The sequence below is a fragment of the Bacillus sp. ISL-57 genome, assembly GCF_018613135.1.
Taxonomy (GTDB): domain Bacteria; phylum Bacillota; class Bacilli; order Bacillales; family DSM-1321; genus Peribacillus; species Peribacillus frigoritolerans.
In genome coordinates, this window is record NZ_JAGGQV010000012.1 from 160,140 (window position 1) to 181,212 (window position 21,073).

The 21,073-nt window shown below is 42.9% G+C and carries 19 protein-coding genes and 1 riboswitch; of the genes, 14 read left to right on the forward strand and 5 right to left on the reverse strand.

Annotated features, from left to right (window positions below; genetic code table 11):
- Positions 1-3 precede the first annotated feature (3 nt).
- The 3 genes from J7I90_RS17375 to J7I90_RS17385 all read left to right on the forward strand — a co-directional run bounded on the left by J7I90_RS17375 (position 4) and on the right by J7I90_RS17385 (position 3,947).
- Positions 4-1,104 (forward strand): GerAB/ArcD/ProY family transporter, encoded by a 1,101-nt coding sequence (locus J7I90_RS17375; protein ID WP_214773057.1) that lies wholly within the window; start codon positions 4-6, stop codon positions 1,102-1,104.
- Positions 1,101-2,183: a Ger(x)C family spore germination protein gene (locus J7I90_RS17380; RefSeq protein WP_214773058.1), complete on the forward strand. Its 1,083-nt coding sequence runs from the start codon at positions 1,101-1,103 to the stop codon at positions 2,181-2,183. Before J7I90_RS17375 ends, J7I90_RS17380 begins: the two co-directional genes overlap by 4 nt.
- Before the next feature lie 84 nt (positions 2,184-2,267).
- A complete protein-coding gene (locus J7I90_RS17385) occupies positions 2,268-3,947 on the forward strand; it encodes a glycoside hydrolase family 13 protein (protein WP_214773059.1) in 1,680 nt (559 codons plus the stop codon).
- Between the two features lie 49 nt (positions 3,948-3,996).
- Here J7I90_RS17385 and J7I90_RS17390 read toward each other — a convergent pair whose 3' ends face one another.
- Positions 3,997-5,448, reverse strand: coding sequence for an amino acid permease (locus J7I90_RS17390; protein WP_251025350.1), 1,452 nt, complete (start codon positions 5,446-5,448; stop codon positions 3,997-3,999).
- A 96-nt stretch (positions 5,449-5,544) separates the two neighbouring features.
- Positions 5,545-5,729: riboswitch (Lysine riboswitch) on the reverse strand.
- Between the two features lie 245 nt (positions 5,730-5,974).
- The gene (locus tag J7I90_RS17395) at positions 5,975-6,937 is read right to left on the reverse strand and encodes a LacI family DNA-binding transcriptional regulator (RefSeq protein WP_214773060.1); all 963 of its coding nucleotides are present in this window, start codon (positions 6,935-6,937) and stop codon (positions 5,975-5,977) included.
- Between the two features lie 628 nt (positions 6,938-7,565).
- Between J7I90_RS17395 and J7I90_RS17400 the strand changes: the two genes are divergently transcribed.
- From J7I90_RS17400 to J7I90_RS17420, 5 genes are all read left to right on the forward strand, one after another.
- Positions 7,566-8,489, forward strand: a complete 924-nt coding sequence (locus tag J7I90_RS17400; protein WP_214773061.1) for a metal ABC transporter solute-binding protein, Zn/Mn family — start codon at positions 7,566-7,568, stop codon at positions 8,487-8,489.
- Between the two features lie 12 nt (positions 8,490-8,501).
- Complete coding sequence (locus tag J7I90_RS17405) at positions 8,502-9,257, forward strand: metal ABC transporter ATP-binding protein (RefSeq protein ID WP_214773062.1); 756 nt, start codon at positions 8,502-8,504, stop codon at positions 9,255-9,257.
- 10 nt (positions 9,258-9,267) lie between these two features.
- Positions 9,268-10,191 (forward strand): metal ABC transporter permease, encoded by a 924-nt coding sequence (locus tag J7I90_RS17410; protein WP_214773063.1) that lies wholly within the window; start codon positions 9,268-9,270, stop codon positions 10,189-10,191.
- Positions 10,188-11,069 (forward strand): metal ABC transporter permease, encoded by an 882-nt coding sequence (locus J7I90_RS17415; protein WP_251025351.1) that lies wholly within the window; start codon positions 10,188-10,190, stop codon positions 11,067-11,069. Before J7I90_RS17410 ends, J7I90_RS17415 begins: the two co-directional genes overlap by 4 nt.
- 147 nt (positions 11,070-11,216) lie before the next feature.
- Positions 11,217-12,389 carry an FtsW/RodA/SpoVE family cell cycle protein gene (locus tag J7I90_RS17420; protein WP_214773064.1) on the forward strand — a complete coding sequence of 391 codons (1,173 nt, stop codon included), beginning with the start codon at positions 11,217-11,219 and terminating at the stop codon, positions 12,387-12,389.
- 81 nt (positions 12,390-12,470) lie between these two features.
- Here J7I90_RS17420 and J7I90_RS17425 read toward each other — a convergent pair whose 3' ends face one another.
- Complete coding sequence (locus J7I90_RS17425) at positions 12,471-12,806, reverse strand: spore coat protein (RefSeq protein WP_063574745.1); 336 nt, start codon at positions 12,804-12,806, stop codon at positions 12,471-12,473.
- A gap of 13 nt (positions 12,807-12,819) precedes the next feature.
- Positions 12,820-13,098, reverse strand: coding sequence for a hypothetical protein (locus J7I90_RS17430; protein WP_034310108.1), 279 nt, complete (start codon positions 13,096-13,098; stop codon positions 12,820-12,822).
- Between the two features lie 148 nt (positions 13,099-13,246).
- Here J7I90_RS17430 and J7I90_RS17435 point away from each other — a divergent pair, with 148 nt between their 5' ends.
- Positions 13,247-14,164: a proline dehydrogenase family protein gene (locus J7I90_RS17435; RefSeq protein ID WP_214773065.1), complete on the forward strand. Its 918-nt coding sequence runs from the start codon at positions 13,247-13,249 to the stop codon at positions 14,162-14,164.
- Between the two features lie 49 nt (positions 14,165-14,213).
- Here the strand turns inward: J7I90_RS17435 and J7I90_RS17440 are convergent, their stop codons facing one another.
- A complete protein-coding gene (locus tag J7I90_RS17440; RefSeq protein WP_072273724.1) occupies positions 14,214-14,348 on the reverse strand; it encodes a YuzL family protein in 135 nt (44 codons plus the stop codon).
- Positions 14,349-14,509: 161 nt separating this feature from the next.
- On the opposite strand from J7I90_RS17440, the gene J7I90_RS17445 reads away from it, so the two are divergent.
- From J7I90_RS17445 to gcvH, 5 genes are all read left to right on the forward strand, one after another.
- Positions 14,510-16,939, forward strand: coding sequence for a 3-hydroxyacyl-CoA dehydrogenase/enoyl-CoA hydratase family protein (locus J7I90_RS17445; RefSeq protein ID WP_396020443.1), 2,430 nt, complete (start codon positions 14,510-14,512; stop codon positions 16,937-16,939).
- Positions 16,940-17,008: 69 nt separating this feature from the next.
- A complete protein-coding gene (locus tag J7I90_RS17450; RefSeq protein ID WP_214773067.1) occupies positions 17,009-18,187 on the forward strand; it encodes an acetyl-CoA C-acetyltransferase in 1,179 nt (392 codons plus the stop codon).
- Positions 18,188-18,256: 69 nt separating this feature from the next.
- Positions 18,257-20,044 carry an acyl-CoA dehydrogenase family protein gene (locus J7I90_RS17455; RefSeq protein ID WP_214773068.1) on the forward strand — a complete coding sequence of 596 codons (1,788 nt, stop codon included), beginning with the start codon at positions 18,257-18,259 and terminating at the stop codon, positions 20,042-20,044.
- A 141-nt stretch (positions 20,045-20,185) separates the two neighbouring features.
- On the forward strand, positions 20,186-20,542 hold the full coding sequence (locus J7I90_RS17460; protein ID WP_034310119.1) for an arsenate reductase family protein: 357 nt from the start codon (positions 20,186-20,188) through the stop codon (positions 20,540-20,542).
- A 95-nt stretch (positions 20,543-20,637) separates the two neighbouring features.
- Positions 20,638-21,021 (forward strand): glycine cleavage system protein GcvH, encoded by a 384-nt coding sequence (gene gcvH, locus J7I90_RS17465; protein ID WP_034310122.1) that lies wholly within the window; start codon positions 20,638-20,640, stop codon positions 21,019-21,021.
- The last annotated feature ends 52 nt before the right edge of the window (positions 21,022-21,073 follow it).

The window sequence follows — 21,073 nt, forward strand, 5'->3', positions numbered from 1 at the left end:
GGAATGGAAGTCAAACCAAATGAAACAAAATTAATATCTCCATTTTTTGTTTTTTTCCTCATGCCAGGCATGCAGATTGGAGTTGGGATACTGGGGTTTGAAAGGATCATAGCGAAAGAGGCTGGCCAAGACGCATGGATAGCGGTCATAATATCAGGATTGATCATAAATGTTCTGCTTTGGATGTGCTTCAAGCTATTGGGAAGGGGCCCCCAAACACTTGATTTGGTTGCCATCCATAAGGATTTATTCGGTAAAGGGGTAGGGAATGCTTTCAATATTTTATTCATCCTCTACTTTATCATGATTTCCATCATTCTTATCAGGACTTATTTAGAAGTCATTCAGGTTTGGATGTTCCCCGGTGTCAATGTCCTGATGCTGATGACCATCATTCTTCTTCTCGTGTATAACTTTGTGGAGGGTGGTTTCAGGGTCATTACCGGTTTTTGCATAATCGGGCTTATTATCGGATCGCCATTATTCCTTTTGAATTATTTCCCATTGAAGTACGCCCACTTTGAAAATTTGGGTCCTTTGCTTGACCATTCCTTTTTGGAAATCATGAAGGCCTGTAAGAAAATGACCCTGAATTACCTTGGTTTTGAATTACTCCTCATTTATTATCCTTTCATTAAAAATCGTGAAAAATCTCAAAAATGGGCCCATTTAGGGGCGTTGTTTACTATGGTGATATATGTTGTATCCATACTTGTTTCGTTGGCCTACTATCATCAAGATCAACTCAAAGATGTAATCTGGGCAAATTTGACGTTATGGAAGATAGTTGACCTTCCATTCATCGAAAGGTTCGAATACATAGGGATTTCCGTTTGGCTGTTCATGGTGCTGCCGAATGTTTGCCTAGGGGTTTGGGCAGCAAGCAGGACAGCGAAGAGAGTATTCGGATTCAGACAGAAAAAGATGTTGGTTCTCATTCTTATCATCATCTTGGTTTCCTGCATTTTTTTGGATAACCGCTATAGGATCGATAAGTTTAACACGATCAGTTCGCAAATTGGTTTTTATATCGTTTATTTGTATCTTCCTCTCTTATTCATATGGCAGTCGATCGTTTATAAAGTCAGGGGTCATAAATCATGAAAATCAAAATTCTCTTATTCACATTAGCGAGCTTTTTGATGGCGGCGTGCGGCGTGGAAAAGCAAATATTAGAAGATATATTAATAGCTGAAGTCGTAGGTTATGATGATGCCGAAAATAAAAAAATCAAAGGTACGGTTGTTGTCAGCGTTCCCCAGCCTGGGGAGGAAGAAAATCTGGGTAAAGAAGTATATGAAGCGAACTCCCATGATATAAAGGCAGCCCGCCAGCAGGAAAATGCAAAAACACCATATCCGATTGTCGGCGGGAGGCTGACAGCCATTCTATATGGTGAAGGATTGGCAAGTAAGGGGTTGAATGATTATGTCGATACATATAGGCGTGACCCAATGGTGGGAAGGGATTTGTATTTGGCGGTCGTTCATGGAAAAGCGGAGGATGTAGTTAAAATCGAGCCAAAGTTGATTAAAACTCCCGGGGTTCAAGTGAAGGAGCTGATAGAACAGAATATAAGGACCAATTTGCCTGATGTAGATCTTCACAGGTATTTATATGCGTGTCATGGTAAAGGAATCGACCCGGTCTTGCCCTTATTGGAAAAAGCAGGAGATCAAATACGGGTAAAAGGGATCGCTTTGTTTAAAAAGGATCGTTATATCGGTAAATATATCCCTTATGAAGATGGCTTTTTATATAAAGTCCTTAGTGAAAACTTTAAGCTGGGGAGTTATGAAATTAAATGGAAGGAAAATGACTCTACCGATATCAATAACGTGGAGTCACGTGTCCATTATCATATTTCGAATGCCAATCAAGACCCAAAGGTCAGGATTGATGTGAAAATGAAAGCGAGTCTGCTAGAGGTACAGGGCTATGACTTGGGCAAAGCGGTCGACCTGAAAAAAATAGAGGTCAGGGCCGAGCAAGTCATTGGTAAAAAATTAAATGAGATGGTAACCATGTTTCAGGAGAACCATATAGATCCGCTTGCACTCGGTGATCATGCTAAAAGCAAAACAAGAAATTTCGATCAAAAACATTGGGAGGAGGCATATCCCGATATTCCAATCGAGGTCGATCTGGATATTGAAATGATTCAAACGGGAATAGCTGAATAAAAATAGAATATTCTGGAGTTTTCCCCTTTATAATAGGGTATTGGTGTAAGGATTGTGTCAATGCGGCTAAAAAGGGGGAAAAGCATGGACAAAGCATGGTGGAAAGAGGCGGTTGTGTATCAAGTGTATCCAAGGAGTTTTATGGATAGTGATGGCGATGGGATAGGGGATATAAACGGGATCTTGATGAAGCTCGATTATTTACAAGAGCTGGGTGTGAACGTGATATGGCTATCCCCGGTTTATCAATCTCCCAATGATGACAATGGATACGATATCAGTGATTATAAAGCAATCATGACTGAATTCGGGACAATGGCTGATTTCAATAGGTTGTTGAAGGCCGTTCATGAACGTGGAATGAAGATCATGATGGACCTCGTGGTCAACCATTCTTCAGATGAACATCCATGGTTCGAGGAATCCCGATCCTCAAGAGATAATCCAAAACGCGATTATTATATTTGGAAACCTGGCAGGAATGGAAAAGAGCCAAATAATTGGGAATCCATTTTTAAAGGTTCAGCATGGGAATATGATGAAAGAACCGATGAATATTATTTACATTTATTCAGCAGGAAACAACCGGATTTAAACTGGGAGAACCCTAAGCTCCGCGAAGAAATCTACAGCATCATGACTTGGTGGCTGGATAAGGGTGTCGATGGCTTCCGGATGGATGTCATCAACTTCCTTTCAAAAGATCAAAGCTATTCAGATGGAGCCATTCAGCATGAGAAGCAGTATGGTGATGGAAGCCCCTTTTTCCTGAATGGCCCGCGCATACATGAGTTTCTGCAGGAAATCAATCAACGGGCACTTTCCGGACATGACGTGATTACGGTTGGGGAGATGCCAGGCGTCACACCGGAGGAAGCGCAATTGTTCACAGGTAAAGATCGTGGTGAGCTACATATGGTCTTTCAATTCGAACATATGGATTTGGGGAAGGGACCAGAAGGTAAATGGAGTGACGATAAATGGAAGCTAACCGATTTAAAGCGAATCCTCTCCAAGTGGCAGACTGGTTTGGAGGGGGATGGCTGGAACAGTTTATACTGGAACAACCATGATCAGCCCCGGGTTGTCTCAAGGTTTGGTAATGATGCAAAGTATCGTATCGAAAGCGCAAAGATGCTTGCCGCTTGTCTTCATATGCTGCAAGGTACACCTTATATATATCAAGGGGAAGAGCTGGGCATGACCAATGTTGCATTTGAAAGCATCGATGAATACCGGGATATCGAAACATTGAATTCATATGACGAACTCATCCATTCTCATGGCTGGTCGAAAGAGCGGATGATGTCAGCCATCCACGCCCGCAGCAGGGATAATGCGAGGACACCGATTCAGTGGAATGACTCCCGGAACGCAGGATTCACGAAAGGGGCTCCTTGGATCAAGGTTAATCCCAATTTTCCCGAGATTAATGCAGAAAAGGCCTACAATGATCCGAATTCCATTTTTCATTTTTATAAAAAGCTTATCCAACTGCGCAAGGAACATGATATCGTCGTTTATGGCCGTTTTGAACTGCTGTTGCCGGATGATGAACGAATATTTGCCTACACGAGATCGTTGGAAGAAGAAAAGCTGTTGGTGCTATGCAACTTTAAAGAAGAGCAGGCCTCTTATACTTTGCCTGAAGAGCTGCATGCATATTCTGCCACAAAGTTGATCGGCAATTATGATCAGGAGGAAGAAGGAGTCTCCAGCAAACCCCTGCAACCATATGAATGCCGTGTTTATCATTTGAAATGAAAAAAGGACCTGTTCTTCACCGGTTAGGGAAGAACAGGTCCTTTGCGTATTATTTTGATTTAAGGTCACATTCCTCAAGCGGAATGATTTTCGTTTTATGTTTAATTTTATAGCCGAACCATAGGACGAAAAATAGAATCAAGCCAATGTAGGAAACGAACATTGAATTCCAGTCGATCCCATCGCTGCTGAAAGCCTGATAGCCTTGTCCGATGATAATGATAATACAAAGGACAAGTGCGAATATAGGCCCGAATGGGAAGCCTTTTGCCCGGAATGGTAAGTCATTCCAATCAAGGCCTTGAGCTGCATAGGCTTTGCGGAACCGATAATGGGCAATCGCAATCCCTACCCAGGTGACGAATCCCGCCATGCCTGAAGCATTCAATAACCAGATATAAACGACGCCATCACCGAAAAATGAAGCCAAGAATGCAACGCAGCCAACTAATGAAGTCACGATAAGTGCATTCACCGGTACTCCTCTTTTATCTAACTTGCCTAGGAATTTCGGTGCTTTCCCATCACGTGCCAAGTCCCATAGCATACGGGTTGAAGCGTACATGCCAGAGTTACCGGCAGAGAGTACGGATGATAAAATGATCGCGTTCATGATGGATGCAGCAAATGCAAGGCCGGCCCGTTCAAATACAAGCGTGAATGGACTTACGGCAACATCTTGACTCAATAAACGTGAATCCGTAAACGGAATGATCATTCCAATAACGAAAATTGCAAGGATATAGAACAAGAGGATGCGCCAGAAAACGGATCTGATTGCTTTAGGGATATTTTTTTCTGGATCTTCACTTTCACCAGCAGTCACTCCAAGCAATTCCGTTCCTTGGAATGAAAAGCCGGCAGCCATGAATACGCCTAGAATCGTGAAGAACCCTCCGTTAAAGGGACCTTCGCCCATTGTGAAATTGGAAAAACCGATTGGGTCATTCCCACCCATGATTCCGAGAATGATCAGAACACCCGTAATCAAGAAAATGACGACTGTCACGACTTTGATCATGGCAAACCAGAATTCCGTTTCTCCGAAACCTTTAACTGACATGTAATTGATAAGAAACATAGTGATTAACGCAATGGCACTCCAGATAAATGAAGGGCTATCCGGGAACCAGAACTTCATAATTAAGACAACGGCTGCCAATTCGGCGGCAATGGTGATTGCCCAGTTATACCAGTAGTTCCAACCAATCGCAAAACCGAAAGACGGATCGACGAATTTGGATGCATAGACACGGAACGAACCGGTCACTGGCATGAACGCCGCCATTTCTGCAAGACTTGTCATTAAGTAATAAACCATGATGCCGATGACCGCGTATGCCACTAAGGCCCCGCCGGGACCGGCTGAATGAATGGCCCCGCCACTTGCTAAAAATAAACCTGTTCCAATCGTTCCACCTAATGAAATCATCATTAAATGACGCGCTTTCAGGCTCCTTTTCAGTTCAGTAGGGCTTGTTGGTGATTGTGAATTTGACAATTGATGTTACACTCCTTTTTATTGGAAGGGAACGAAAAATAAAAAAACAGCAGTCGAAAAAGATCGACGGCTGTTTATAATAAACCCGTTTATCCTTCCGAAGATAGCTCCCCACGCTTTTTGTAAAAACGTGACAGTGGTGTTCCTGTTCGGTAACACCGCCAGCAAGAATATACATGGAATATACCCTAACTTCGGCAACTTATCCTTTTAAACGGAGTCTTTAATTTTCCAGAATCTCGTCCGTTTTACTTTTATAAGCTGCAGCCTCTAACTCATCGGTAAATGAGGAAGTATTCAATTTTCTAATATCGTTGCGCCAGCTTGTAAGTGACGTCGGACGATTGTACTCATGAAATTCATGCAATCGTTAATAGATTGCTAGTAATTGAGTAAACTTTACTATATCAAAATTATAAAATAACTTCTTGGATATCGCAATGATTATTTTATGTGGTTATATTTTCCTAGAAAATGAATGATGTCAGGAAGGGACTCAAATGCTGATCTACCAAAATAAAGCATTCTAAACAGAACTCCTTTTTATAAGGGCATAATCCAGTTTTACATGTTTGACCTCTTCAGGATTCTCAAAGAGATCCACTGCCATTTTCCCGATCCATTCCAGCGGTAAGGAAATGGTCGTGATGTCGAGCATTTCGCCAAGGCTATCATTATTGAAGCCGAGAATGGCCACATCTTCCGGTACTCTTATACCCGATTTCTTTGCGGTAAGAATGAAGCCCGCCGCCGTGTCATCATTCGTGATGATGACGGCTTCAGGTTTATCCATCATCGAATTCCATTCCTGAAACAATTGTTCACCGTCTTTGATGTGATAACTGCCTTCAAACAGCCATTCTTTATTGTTTATCAGTTGATGTTTACTCATGATATCGTTAAAGGCCTTTGTACGATGGGAACTGTTTCTGCTCTTTTTACGGCCGAGGCTGTATCCGATTTTCTTATATCCTTTAGCAATCACGTACTCAAGGGCACAGGAGAAAGCTGCATAATGATCAATGCTGATGGATGAGAATTCAGCCTGCGCGGTATCTTCACATAAAATAATCGGTCCGTATTTTTGGTAATTCAAGAGGATTTTCATTTCCGAAATCCTTGAACAAACGATAATGCCATCGAGTTGCTTCATTTGCAGCATATTAAAAGCCTGGATCTCTTTCTCCCTGTCATAATTTGTTTGAAAGATGACGATATGACAGCCAATTGCATTTGCCTGTTTTGTGATTCCGTTAACGATTGCCCCGTAATATGGGTGATTGTTGAAGGGGATGATGACGCCGATAAGGTTGGTTTTCCCCTTTGAAAGATGAATGGCGTTGATGTTTCTCGTATAATTCAAACGATTTATCGCTTCTAAGACGCTCTTTCTTTTATCGGGGCTTACATATGGATGATCATTCAATACACGAGACACTGTTGAGACAGATACACCAGCACATTGAGCTATTTCTTTAATATTTGTCATGGTATCACCGTTTTTCTTTTTTTATATTGTACAGTATGAAACCCATTTCAGGGCAAGGGAACAGTGTGTGACTGCTGAGAACTTCTTCTATTAAGGTCTTGTTATGGTATTGGTTTCATCCTTTAAGATTGGTCTAAGTCTTAGAGGAGGAGGAAATCATGATGTTCCAAACTTTAATCACCCTGTTTGTGCTTTGCGGAATCGAATTGGGATTTGCGTACTTGGCCATTTCCTTGAAACAGGAGAAATGAGTTGCAATGCCCGTTCCGCGGCATTGCGCGTGGAAACCGTGTTTACATGTGAATTTCACGTCGTCCCGAAATAGCTCCCCTAGGTTTATATTCACCAGTAAAACCCCACAATATAAATATAACTTCATCATACGGAATGATTGACTGCCAGGAAGCTGCCGAAAGTGGGGCTTCCTGACAGTTTTTGCTGTGTGTAAAAGTCATTCGCCTTTTTGAAATGTTTAAAAATAGTTGCACTTTTTTTGTATATTTGTGTATAGTATAAAATAAGTTGTGTAGAGGAAACTTTTTAGCATTTACGACAATGTAAAAAAATTTACACTTAATTTTGCGCACGGCAAACTATTTTAGAAAGATGAAAAAGGGAGGGAATATGGATGGGTTTTCTTAAATCTATTGGAGGCGTGCTTGCTGCATTGTTGGTTTTAACAGGGTGCGGCAATGATACGGCCGAAAGCGATAATGGCAATGGCAAGCTGGATGTCGTTACAACAACGGGAATGATTGGGGATTTGGTTGAGAATATCGGCGGTAAACATGTCGAGGTCACAAGTTTAATGGGACCGGGAGTCGACCCCCATCTATATAAAGCGACGCAGGGTGATGTGAAGACATTGGATTCGGCTGATATGATTTTTTATAACGGACTGCATCTTGAAGGGAAAATGACGGATATATTTGAAATGATGAGCAAGGATAAACCGACGATTGCCGTAACGGAAGACTTCAAGGAAAACCAACTTCGCAAAGTGGGTGCAACGGAGCATGATCCCCACGTATGGTTTGATGTAAAGCTTTGGATCGTTGCGGCGGAGGCGGTTAAGAAAGAATTGATTGCCGAGGACCCGGACCATGAAGCGGAGTATCGTGAAAATTATGAGGAGTACGTTCTGCAATTGGAGGAACTTGATAAATATGTCCATGAGGAAATCAATAAAATTCCAGAAGACCAACGGGTGCTCGTTACGGCACATGATGCTTTTGGGTACTACGGGCAGTCATATGGCCTGGACGTAAGAGGGCTCCAAGGGATCAATACATTATCGGAATATGGATCGAAAGATGTGACGGATATGCGGAACTATCTTGTGGAGAACAAAATAAAAGCGATTTTCATAGAGTCAAGCGTACCGAGGAAGGCTATCGAGGCTGTCATTCAAGGAGCAGGTAAGCAGGGTCACAAAGTGGAAATCGGCGGTGAACTGTTCTCTGATGCCATGGGTGAAAGAGGGACGGAAGAAGGAACGTATATCGGAATGGTACGTCATAACACGGACACCATCGTCCGTGCTTTGAAATAGGGGGGATAAACTATGAATCAAGCAGCTTTGAAGGTCGAGAATTTAACGATTGCTTATCATAAGAAGCCGGTTGTCGAAGATGTCTCATTTGAGGTGCCGGAAGGGAATTTAATCGGTATCATAGGCCCCAATGGAGCAGGGAAGTCCACTTTGATAAAGGGGATACTCGAATTGATCCCGAAAATATCGGGGCACATCACGATAAAGGGCTCTACTTATAAATCGATGAGGAAGAGTATCGGTTATGTACCACAGCGGGAGTCAGTGGATTGGGATTTTCCGACCAACGCACTTGATGTCGTGATGATGGGCAGATATGGTCATCTCGGATGGCTGAGGCGACCAGGGAAGTCCGAAAGGAAGAAGGGGATGGAGTGCCTGGAGAAGGTGGGGATGGCTGAATATGCTAACCGCCAGATCAGCCAGCTATCAGGTGGACAGCAGCAACGGATATTCCTGGCCCGTGCATTGGCACAGGAAGCGGATATTTATTTTATGGATGAACCGTTCGTAGGGGTGGATGCCGCAACAGAGAAAGCGATCATACAATTGCTGATGGAATTGAAGGAAAAAGGCAAAACCGTTCTGGTTGTGCACCATGACCTATCCACCGTGAAGGAATATTTCGACTGGACGATGTTATTGAATAAGAAGGTGATGAAAATAGGTCCGACAGAAGAAGTGTTCATTCCCGAATACCTACAGGCAACATATGGAGGCCGCCTAGCGATACTATCAGACACAAAGTCCGGCCTTTTATTAAAATGAGGTGTACACGATGAATATAATGGACATTATCACCGATCCAAATACAAGGTGGATATTGCTTGGCACGATGTTCCTTGGATTAAGCAGCGGGGTCATCGGCAGCTTTGCCTACCTCAGAAAACAGTCTTTGCTAGGCGACACGCTCGCACATGCAGCGTTACCCGGTATCTGTGTCGCCTTCATGTTAACTGGAGTGAAATCCACTTCCTACTTTTTGATAGGTGCCGCACTGGCTGGCTTAGTCGCTGTCTTATTGATCAGTGTGCTTACGAGATACAGTAAGATCAAGCAGGATGCGGCCTTGGGAATCGTCTTATCTTCTTTCTTTGGTTTCGGAATTGTGATGCTTACGCAAATCCAGCAGAGCGAGTATGGAAACCAGAGTGGATTGGATACCTTTTTATTCGGGCAGACGGCGTCAATGGTCATGTCCGATGTATATATGATGATGACGGTTTCCTTTATTCTCATTTTCACTTGTACCGTATTTTTTAAAGAATTCAAATTACTTTCCTTTGATCCAGGGTTTGCTAAGGGGATGGGATTGCCGGTTGTTTTTCTGGATTATTTCATCATGATGCTGATCGTGGCAGCTGTAGTGATCGGTATCCAGGCTGTAGGCGTCGTATTGATGGCATCTTTACTGATAACACCTGCGGTATCCGCAAGATATTGGACGGAGCGCCTGCATATCATGGTCATCCTGTCTGGTATATTCGGAATGTTGAGCGGTGTGTCTGGAACGTTGATCAGTACATCTGTCAATGATTTGCCGACAGGACCGTTAATTGTCTTATCCGCGACGGTATGGTTTTTCTTTTCCATGCTTTTTGCACCTAAACGCGGAGTGCTTTCATCTATATGGAGAAGGGTTTCGACGAAAAAGAAATATTCTCTCGAACAGGATAGAAGGAAAGGGAGCCACTCATCATGAATGATTTTTGGATTATCTTAGTCGGAGCATTAGTGGCGGGTTCTTGCAGTGTATTAGGGTGTTTTTTGATAGTCAGGAAAATGACGTTGATTGGAGATGCAATCAGTCATTCCGTTTTGCCGGGAATCGTATTGGCATTTTTAATAACCGGAACCCGCGATTCGGTTCCAATGCTGATCGGGGCTGCTGCGCTCGGCTTGCTTACCGTATTCTTGATCCAGCTTTTCCAATCGTCGGGCGTTCAATCCGACGCTGCGATCGGGATTGTATTCACTTCCCTTTTTGCAACGGGGATCGTACTTGTGAGCTTGTACACGCAACAAATAGATTTTGACCTGGAACATGTCCTTTATGGGGAAATAGCCTATTCTCCGTGGAACACGATGACAATCGCGGGAATCGAGGCTGGACCAAAAGCTGTTTGGATAGTCGGCAGTTGTTTTATCCTGAACCTCATACTGATTTTCCTTTTCTTCAAACAGTTTAAACTCGTTTCATTTGATCCATCACTTGCTGCCGCGATGGGAATTCCTGTACTGTTCTTTCATTACTTATTGATGAGCCTCATTTCACTGACAACTGTTGCTTCTTTTGATAGTGTAGGTTCCATTTTAGTAGTTGGAATGCTCATCATACCTGCGGCAACGGCCTATCTGCTGTCAGACCGTTTAAGCCGCATGATATTGGTTAGTATCGGGGTCGGGGTGCTAAGTTCCGTCATCGGCTACTATTCAGCCACCATTTTGGATGCCTCGATATCAGGTTGCATGGTGGGTTCGGCCGCCATATTATTCGGATTGGCCTTTCTCTTCTCCCCGGGCAATGGATTGGTCAGCCTATTGCTAAAACGGAGAAAATCAAAGGAATCACATGCATAGCTCTCCATGCCTGCAGGCTTCATGGAAATAACTCCATGAAGCCTGTAAACTATTCTTCTATATAGTTGTGATTTTATTTGTTTAAAGTATAATGAATAAGTGTATTTATAGATGTACCGCAGGAGCCTTTTTAAGGGAGAGTTTAGTATGGAAGAACAAAGTAAATTTTCATCTCGAATAGATTTTTCTTTGGTCACAATATTGCTGTTATTATGCGTTGGAAGTTGCCTGGCAATATATAGTGCCCAAACGACTGGACAGTACGCTGAAAACTTCTTAATAAAACAAATTTTTTGGTATATAGTGGGGATTGGAATCGTATTAGGCATCATCACACTGGATTCGGATCAGTTGAAAAAAATCTCTTGGTACGCTTATGGCTTCGGATTATTTTTGCTTTTTTTACTGATCATTATGCCGGAAAGCATCGTTCCTGTCCGGAATGGTGCGAAAAGTTGGTTCATCATTCCGGGAATCGGTTCGATTCAGCCATCGGAATTCATGAAGGTTTTCCTGATCCTGGCTTTAGCGAATGTCATATCGAACCATCATCTCAAAAACACGCTGAAAACGATTCAAACGGATATCTGGCTGCTTTTTAAAATCGGTCTTGTGACCGGTGCCCCTTTATTGTTGATCATGCAACAGCCGGATTTGGGCACCTCGCTTGTCATCATGTCAATCATGCTCGGAATGATTTTCATATCAGGGGTATCATGGAAGATCCTGCTGCCGATCGTTTCGGGAGGAATTGTCGTCGCGTCCACAGTCCTGTACTTTGTACTTTGGAAGCCGGAAATCCTGGAAAAATACCTAGGGGTAAAATCTTATCAATTCGGCCGTATCTATTCTTGGCTGGATCCATATAATTATGCCAGCTCGGAAGGGTATCATTTAACCAAATCCTTACTGGCCATCGGCTCCGGCCAGACCACAGGAAAGGGAATCGGTTCAAGGGAAGTGTATTTGCCTGAGAGTCATTCGGATTTCATTTTCAGCATCATCGGTGAAGAATTCGGCTTCATCGGATCAAGCATCATCATTTCCTTGTTTTTCCTATTGATTTACCACATAACAAAAACGGGAATGGACACGAAAAATAACTTCTATACATATATCTGTGTAGGCGTTATAAGCATGTTGACGTTCCACGTTTTTCAAAATATCGGCATGACTGTGGGCCTTTTGCCGATTACGGGAATTCCGCTTCCATTTGTCAGTTATGGAGGAAGCTCGCTCATGGGGAACATGATGGCAATGGGCTTAATATTCAGCATTCGGTATCACTATAAGAAGTATATGTTTTCCACGGATATCTAATAATAAAGCCGGCCCCGATGGGCCGGCTTTATTTGTAGCAAACAAACAAAAGGAGAAGAATCCACCTCCCTGAATGTTTGTTTATTGAATGTTCGTTCCAGATGGAAATTGATTTTTATAACCGGAAAATTGTTGATGCGATTGGCTTAAGCTGGAAGCTTGCGCCTTTTCTAAACTATACCAGCCTTTTTCGAACATAAGGTTATAGAGTTCACGCTGCATCTCCTGATTTTCTTTGGAAATGGAGAAAATGTCTTGGAATAATGCTTGATTGCTCATTTCATGCAGGGCAACGGAAAGGGAGTTACAAAAGTACTTTTCAGTTGTGAGCATATCATTTATAAAATCCCTGTCATTCATTTGCGGTGTTTTTGCCACGGGAGATTCAGGGTTTTGGACTTTGTTTTCGTTGGGCATCAAGAACCCTCCTTTATTGATATTGTTGTTGACTCTGATTTTGGTCCGGGTTCAAATGTTTCAAAATGGTATCGTAATGGCGTTGATGCATGAGTCCGCACCGATTTAACGCATCAATGATTTGCGGGTCCTTACATTGTGTGGCAAAAAAATGTGCTTTTTTAACCGCATTCAGATTCCATGCAAGCATATCGGTTAAGTATAAGCTATCTTTCACCGAAACCATCTCCGGCGGCTGTTTCATAAAGCCGGTCGACTGCTGTTGGCTATTAAACGAATTTTGCTGTTCCATCATTCTACCTCCTTATGTGTTCTATAATCGGGCTTAATTTTCCCTTCATGAAATTTTTTATTCTTGATTCTAAATATCTGAAAAATGAATTAAATGGTAAAATAATCTTGTGCATCTATTTTCCAAAATGATTTGGAGGGGACTGCAGATGGAAAGGATTTTGAAAAATCTATTCCTTTTTTTATCAAAGAATAAAGCAATGACAAAGGCAGCGAAAAAATACGGGCTGCGGTTTGGTGCATCTCGCTTCGTGGCAGGAGAATCTTTGGATATGGCATGTGATGTGATTGCTGAACTTAACCGGAAGGGGCTTGCTGTCACCATTGATTATTTGGGTGAATTCATTGAAGATGAACAAGAAGCAGGGAAGATGGCAGAAGAGTGCATCGAAGCCATCCGGATGATTGGCACAAATGAACTGGATTCACAGTTATCCCTGAAGCTGACCTCGATGGGCTTGGATGTGTCCGAGCAAGTCGTAATGAATAACATGCGGAGAATCTTGGATGAAGCTAGAGCCCATCGAGTTTTCGTGACGCTTGATATGGAAGATTTTCCGCGCTGTCAGCCGACTTTGGATGTATTCAAAACCCTTAAGTCTGAATATAATGAATTGGGGACTGTCATTCAAGCTTATCTGTATCGTACTGAGAGGGATATTGAAGAGCTGGATGCATACCATCCGAATTTAAGACTTGTTAAAGGGGCTTATAAAGAACCAAGGGACGTGGCTTTTCCTGAAAAAAAAGATGTGGATGAGAATTTCAAGAAAATCATCAAGAAGCATATGCAAAATGGAAATTACACAGCCGTTGCCACACATGATGATAGTATCATTGATTATACGAGGGCCCTAGTCAAAGATCATGGAATACCCCGGGATTCATTTGAATTTCAAATGTTATATGGCATCCGCACTGAAAAGCAGCTTGAACTTGCTAAAGAAGGATATAAGGTAAGGGTGTATGTTCCTTATGGTACGGATTGGTATGGATATTTCATGCGCCGCCTTGCGGAGAGGCCGGCCAATATTGCTTTCGTTTTAAAAGGCCTATTCAAGAAATAGGAAGCGAGAGCCGCCCCGGAAAAGGGACGGCTGCTCAAATCAAGAAGGATTATCTTTTGAACTGATTGTTCTGGCTGTTCACTTTATTGATTCCATGTTGACGTTCAGCGCCAGGGCCGGCATTGCCTTTAACACTTGCTGCGCTCACGGCTGCTTTAGAAGGATTATCTTTACGCTTCATTATATAAGTCACCTCCTGCCCGGTTATTTTTTACTGAACGGAGGAGAAATAACCGAAAGAACGCGGAGAAAAAAATATTTTTTCCTGTTTAATCATTGCGGAATTTCCAAATATATTCTATATTAGTAATAAGAAAAAATATTCAAAATTTTTTTGAATTAAAAATGAATGAACATTCATTCAATAAATTGTGTAAGGGGGATATAAACTTGGTTCGACAAATACGAAAGGCTGCTGTTCTAGGGTCAGGAGTTATGGGATCAGGGATTGCTGCACACCTTGCTAACATTGGCATTCCGACTTTATTATTGGATATCGTACCTCGTGAACTCACTGAGGATGAAAAGAAAAAGGGACTGACATTAGATAATAAACAAGTGCGTAACCGTATCAGCCAAACGGCGATTACGAAACTTTTAAAACAGAAACCAGCTCCGCTTTCGGCTAAGGGAAACATCGAGTTGATCGAGGCTGGAAACCTGGAAGATGATATAAGTCGTTTAAAGGATGTCGATTGGATCATCGAAGTGGTCGTTGAGAAGCTTGAGGTTAAGCAAAGTGTGTTCGCCCAGGTTGATCAGCATCGTAAACCAGGAAGCATCGTTTCATCGAATACATCCGGAATTTCAATCGAAGCGATGGCAGAAGGACGTTCGGAGGACTTTCAAAAGCACTTCCTGGGAACTCACTTCTTCAATCCGCCACGTTATCTTAAATTGTTGGAGATCATCCCTACTAAGGCAACTTCACCTGAAGTGCTCGAATATATGAAACGATTTGGCGAAGATGTGCTTGGAAAAGGTGTTGTCGAAGCCAAGGATACCCCCAACTTCATTGCAAACCGCATTGGAACTTATGGATTATTGGTCACTTTGCGGGAAATGCAAAAAGGCGGATACAGTGTCGGTGAGGTCGACTCGGTTACAGGTCCGTTGATTGGAAGGGCAACTAGCGCCACTTTCCGGACACTTGATGTCGTTGGATTGGATACCTTTGCACATGTTGCCAGAAACGTTTATGACCAGGTGGACGGAGAAGAAAAAGAAGTTTTCAAGATACCTGATTTCATGAATGAAATGCTTAAGAATGGGTGGCTTGGAAGCAAGTCAGGACAAGGATTCTTCTTGAAAAAAGGCAAGGAAATCCTTGAACTGAATCCCGAAACCCTTGAATATGCTGAACGAAAAAGATTAAAAACGCCTTCCGTCGAAATGGCTAAACAGGTCAAGGGCTTGGATAATAAAATGAAAGCGCTTGTTTATAGCGAAGACCGTGCAGGCCAATTACTATGGAATGTTCTGAATCCAGTGCTTGTGTATTCTGCCCAGCTGCTTGGGGACACCGCGGATGACATCGTGGCGATCGATCAAGCGATGAAATGGGGATTTGGATGGTCCACAGGCCCATTTGAAACCTGGGATGCGATAGGTTTAGAAAAATCGGCAGCCCGAATGGAAGCGGAAGGCATAACCGTCCCTCAATGGGTGAAGGATATGCTCGCTAAAGGCATCAAGTCATTCTATAAAGAAGATAATGGCATAGTTCACTATTATGATAATGGTGAATATAAAGAGCTTGTCGAAAATCCTAAAGTGATCAATCTTAAAGCCATCAAGAAGCAAAAAGGCGTAATCAAGAAAAACAGTGGCGCAAGCTTGATCGATATCGGCGATGGGGTAGCTCTGCTTGAATTCACTTCGCCGAATAATGCAATCGGTCTGGATATCATTCAAATGATCAATGCCGCGGTTGACGAAGCGGAAACGAATTTTAAAGGCCTGGTCATCGGAAACCAAGGAAAGAATTTCTGTGTCGGCGCTAATATTGCAATGATGCTGATGGAAGCGCAGGATGACAATATTTTTGAACTCGATATGGTCATCAGCCAATTCCAACAGGCGATGCTTAAAATAAAGTACAGTGCAGTTCCTGTAGTGGTTGCCCCGTTTAATATGACACTTGGCGGGGGTGCTGAAGTGTCCCTTCCGGCAGCGCGCATCCAGGCAACGACTGAAACGTATATGGGACTAGTGGAACCTGGTGTCGGCTTGATCCCAGGCGGCGGCGGGACTAAAGAACTTTATGTGAAGACGTTGAGGAATATGCCGAAGGGCGTTGACTTCGACTTACAGAAAGTGGCCAACCAAGTATTTGAAACGGTCGCCATGGCAAAAGTTTCGACCTCCGCCGAGGAAGCGAGGGGGAATAATTTCCTTAATTCAGCTGATGGAATAAGCGTGAATGCAGATCATCAGTTATATGATGCGAAACAGGCGGTACTTTCCATGCATGAACAAGGATATACCGCTCCAGCCCGCACAAAGATCCCTGTCGTAGGTGAAACTGGATATGCCGCACTGCTATTGGGGGCGGAATCCATGCGCCTTTCAGGATTCTTATCTGAACATGACCTTGTCATAGCCAAAGAGCTGGCATACGTCCTGGCGGGAGGAAAACTCCCATTTGGCACGGAAGTAGATGAACAGTATATCTTGAACCTGGAAAAACAGGCATTCCTAAAACTGATTTCGACTCCGAAATCCCAGGCAAGGATGCAGCACATGCTCGTTAAAGGTAAACCACTCCGTAATTGATGAATAGATGAAGATGGCCAAAACGAGATCGATAGATCGATAGCTTAAAAATGAGTAAGGGGGATCCTCATGAAAGAAGCGGTAATAGTAGCTGGAGCAAGGACTCCGGTAGGAAGAGCGAAAAAAGGTTCTCTTGCTAGTGTACGTCCTGATGATTTAGGGGCTCTTGTCGTAAAGGAAACGTTAAAGCGTGCAGGGAATTATGAAGGAACGATAGATGACCTGATTATCGGTTGTGCAATGCCAGAAGCGGAACAAGGATTGAATATGGCGCGTAACATTGGAGCATTGGCAGGATTGCCTTATACAGTACCGGCCATAACGATTAATCGTTACTGTTCAAGCGGGCTGCAAAGTATCGCATATGGAGCCGAAAGGATCATGCTCGGCCAAAGTGATACAGTCATTGCAGGCGGTGCGGAATCCATGAGCCTTTTGCCAATGATGGGCCATGTAACACGTCCGAACGCGAGACTTGCGGAAACGGCACCGGAATATTATATGGGGATGGGTCACACTGCTGAAGCCGTTGCCAAAAAATACGGCATTTCCCGTGACGAGCAAGATGCATTTTCTGTTAGAAGTCATCAGAAGGCGGCTAAGGCCATTGCAGAAGGAAAGTTTTCCGAGGAGATCGTACCGGTTGACGTTACCCTTCGTTCAGTGGGGCCAGATCTTAAGTTAAAGGAAAAATCATTTACTTTTACACAGGATGAGGGCGTTCGTCCAGGAACGACAGCTGAAGTGCTGAAAAAACTAAGACCTGCATTCTCCGTTACGGGATCCGTAACAGCAGGGAATTCATCACAGACGAGTGATGGTGCAGCCGCGGTCATGGTCATGGACGGGGAAAAGGCTTCTTCCTTAGGGATGAAACCGATGGGTAAATTCCGTTCCTTTGCTGTAGCAGGAGTACCGCCTGAAATAATGGGTATCGGACCGATTGCAGCCATACCTAAAGCTTTGAAGCTAGCGGGTCTTGAATTATCGGATATTGGTTTATTTGAATTGAATGAAGCATTTGCTTCCCAATCCATTCAAATCATTCGTGAGCTCGGATTGAATGAAGAGATTGTTAATGTAAATGGCGGAGCCATCGCCTTAGGCCATCCGCTAGGATGTTCGGGAGCAAAATTGACATTAAGCCTGCTTCATGAAATGAAGCGCAGAAACCAACAGTTCGGAGTCGTGACAATGTGTATCGGCGGCGGAATGGGTGCTGCCGGAGTGTTTGAATTAATGGCGTAATCCGATCCCTTCCGGAAGCTGTCATGCTTCCGGCGGGTTTACTATCTTAAACACATAGGAGGAAATAACATGTCCAATCAAACTACAGATAACCTTATTAAAGGCGGAGCCTTCTTAATAGAAGATATTACGTATGATCAAGTGTTTACACCTGAAGATTATTCTGATGAGCATAAAATGATTGCCAAAACTTCCGAGGAATTCGTAGTGAATGAAATTCTGCCGCAGGTTGAACATTTAGAAAACCATGAGTTTGACCGTTCCGTTAAATTACTGAAGCATGCAGGTGAAATCGGTTTACTTGGTGCTGATGTTCCTGAAGAATACAGCGGATTGGGTCTTGATAAAATCAGTTCGGCATTGATTACGGAAAAAATGGCACTTGCAGCCGGCTTCGGGATTACTCATGGTGCACATGTAGGTATCGGATCTTTGCCAATCGTATTATTCGGGAATGAAGACCAAAAGAAAAAATACCTTCCTTTACTTGCAACGGGTGAGAAGATTGCTGCGTATGCCTTAACGGAACCAAGCTCAGGTTCAGATGCCTTGGGAGCAAAAACGACAGCGAAATTGAATGCAGAAGGAACACACTATATTTTAAATGGTGAAAAACAATGGATTACAAATGCAGGTTTTGCAGATGTCTTCTGTGTATACGCCAAAATCGACGGCGAACAATTCTCCGCTTTCATTGTTGAGCGTGATTATAAAGGTGTATCAACTGGGGCTGAGGAGAAGAAAATGGGCATTAAAAGCTCATCTACACGTACTTTAATCCTCGAAGATGTTCATGTACCAGTCGAAAACCTTTTGGGTATAGCCGGAAAAGGTCATGTCATCGCTTTCAATATCCTGAATATCGGCCGCTATAAATTAGGCGTCGGTGCTGTAGGCGGATCTAAACGTGCCCTTGAGATTACAGCTGCTTATACGAATCAACGTCAACAGTTCAAAACGAAAATTTCCGATTTTAACTTGACGAAAGAAAAACTTGCAACAATGGCGGCGAAAATTTATGCAGCAGAAAGCTCTGTATATCGTACGGTTGGCCTTTATGATCAAAGACAAAGCAAATTGACGGATGAGCAAGTGAAAGATGGGAAATCAATGGCGGCCGCAATCGCTGAGTATGCCATTGAATGTTCATTGAATAAATTCTTTGCTTCCGAAGTATTGGATTACGTTACGGACGAAGGCGTACAGCTTCATGGCGGTTATGGTTTCATGCAGGAGTATGAAATTGAAAAGGCATATCGCGATTCCCGTATTAACCGGATCTTTGAAGGTACAAATGAAATCAATAGGTTGCTTGTCCCGGGAACGTTCCTGAAGAAAGCACTTAAAGGGGAATTGCCGCTGCTTCAAAAAGCTCAAGGCCTGCAAGAGGAATTAATGATGATGATGCCGGAAGAACCTGGCGATGCGCCGCTGGCACAAGAAAAAATGCTTGTTAGGAACGCTAAGAAAATCGGTATTCTGGCAGCTGGGCTTGCGGCACAGAAATACGGCAAAAATCTTGATCAAGAACAAGAAATCCTCTCCAACATCGCTGATATCGCATCTCTTGCCTATGCAGCTGAATCCGTGGTATTGCGTACGGAAAAAGCAATTGCAGCTACAGGTCTTGAGAAGAACAAACAAAAAGTGCTTTACACTGAAATATTCGTTCAGGAAGCTTTCAATGAAATAGAACAGCATGCTAAGGAAACGTTAATTGCGGTGGAAACAGGCGATACTCTTCGCATCATGCTTTCATCGCTCCGTAAGCTCACTAGACACACTCCGATCAATGTCATTGCGAAAAAACGTGAAGCATCCGTAAAAGTAATCGAAACGGAAAAGTATGCTCTTTAAGCAATGAGTCAGAATCCGTAAAGGGAATGCCCGTAAAGGCATTCCCTTTATTTCCTATGATGAAATCACATTGGAAATTCAAAAGACATTTCGTTGTATTGCGTAGTAAAAACGGGTATTCTATTGATAGGTGGTGAAATGATGGGCTTAACATTATATTGGTACCCAAAATGCGGTACATGCCGTAATGCGAAGAAGTGGCTGGATAATCATGAACTGCAATATGAAGCGATCCATATAGCGGATAATCCCCCTTCGCGAACTGAAATAGAACAACTATATAAAAACAGCAATTTGGAGTTGAAGAAGTTTTTCAATACTAGCGGTCAAAAATATCGGGAGCTGGGTTTAAAGGATAAGCTGAAAGAAGCTTCTGAAGCAGAGATGCTTGATATATTGTCCACAGATGGCATGCTTCTGAAAAGGCCGATTGTTACGGATGGCACCAAAGTGACGGTAGGATTCAAAGAAGAGCAATTCGAACAGGTTTGGAACTGAAATTTCACAAAATATTTGGTTAATTCCTTACTTAAACAAACAATCTACCTTATAATGGAATAGATAAAATAAGATGTACATATGGAGGGTTAATTATGACAACAACACCAAAAGAACTTCGTTACACTAAAGAACATGAATGGGTCAAAACGGAAGATGGAACAGTGCGCATTGGAATTACGGCATTCGCACAGTCCGAGCTAGGGGACATCGTATTCGTTGAGCTTCCGGAAATCGGCGATGAATTAAAAGCGAACGAACCATTTGGAAGCGTTGAATCCGTTAAGACCGTTTCTGAACTTTATGCACCTATCAGTGGCAAGGTTGTTGAAGTGAACGAAGATTTAAGTGACAACCCTGAATATGTAAATGAGTCTCCTTATGAAAAGGCATGGATGGTTGTGCTTGAACCATCTAATAGCAGTGATATTGAAAACTTGATGAGCGCTGAAGAGTATGAGAGTTTAATCAACGGTTAAAAACAAAGGAGAGGGGGGACTGAAAAGGCCTGCTCTCTTTTTCATTTGTACA

Excerpts from the sequence above, each read along its gene's own strand:
- J7I90_RS17415 (WP_251025351.1), top strand. The coding sequence starts at position 10,188 with ATGAATGATTTTTGGATTATCTTAGTCGGAGCATTAGTGGCGGGTTCT.
- J7I90_RS17405 (WP_214773062.1), top strand. The coding sequence starts at position 8,502 with ATGAATCAAGCAGCTTTGAAGGTCGAGAATTTAACGATTGCTTATCAT.
- J7I90_RS17460 (WP_034310119.1), top strand. The coding sequence starts at position 20,186 with ATGGGCTTAACATTATATTGGTACCCAAAATGCGGTACATGCCGTAAT.
- J7I90_RS17430 (WP_034310108.1), bottom strand. The coding sequence starts at position 13,098 with ATGGAACAGCAAAATTCGTTTAATAGCCAACAGCAGTCGACCGGCTTT.
- J7I90_RS17435 (WP_214773065.1), top strand. The coding sequence starts at position 13,247 with ATGGAAAGGATTTTGAAAAATCTATTCCTTTTTTTATCAAAGAATAAA.
- J7I90_RS17410 (WP_214773063.1), top strand. The coding sequence starts at position 9,268 with ATGAATATAATGGACATTATCACCGATCCAAATACAAGGTGGATATTG.
- J7I90_RS17425 (WP_063574745.1), bottom strand. The coding sequence starts at position 12,806 with ATGCCCAACGAAAACAAAGTCCAAAACCCTGAATCTCCCGTGGCAAAA.
- J7I90_RS17450 (WP_214773067.1), top strand. The coding sequence starts at position 17,009 with ATGAAAGAAGCGGTAATAGTAGCTGGAGCAAGGACTCCGGTAGGAAGA.
- J7I90_RS17445 (WP_396020443.1), top strand. The coding sequence starts at position 14,510 with ATGAATGAACATTCATTCAATAAATTGTGTAAGGGGGATATAAACTTG.
- gcvH (WP_034310122.1), top strand. The coding sequence starts at position 20,638 with ATGACAACAACACCAAAAGAACTTCGTTACACTAAAGAACATGAATGG.
- J7I90_RS17385 (WP_214773059.1), top strand. The coding sequence starts at position 2,268 with ATGGACAAAGCATGGTGGAAAGAGGCGGTTGTGTATCAAGTGTATCCA.
- J7I90_RS17420 (WP_214773064.1), top strand. The coding sequence starts at position 11,217 with ATGGAAGAACAAAGTAAATTTTCATCTCGAATAGATTTTTCTTTGGTC.
- J7I90_RS17375 (WP_214773057.1), top strand. The coding sequence starts at position 4 with ATGGAAGTCAAACCAAATGAAACAAAATTAATATCTCCATTTTTTGTT.
- J7I90_RS17380 (WP_214773058.1), top strand. The coding sequence starts at position 1,101 with ATGAAAATCAAAATTCTCTTATTCACATTAGCGAGCTTTTTGATGGCG.
- J7I90_RS17395 (WP_214773060.1), bottom strand. The coding sequence starts at position 6,937 with ATGACAAATATTAAAGAAATAGCTCAATGTGCTGGTGTATCTGTCTCA.
- J7I90_RS17455 (WP_214773068.1), top strand. The coding sequence starts at position 18,257 with ATGTCCAATCAAACTACAGATAACCTTATTAAAGGCGGAGCCTTCTTA.
- J7I90_RS17400 (WP_214773061.1), top strand. The coding sequence starts at position 7,566 with ATGGGTTTTCTTAAATCTATTGGAGGCGTGCTTGCTGCATTGTTGGTT.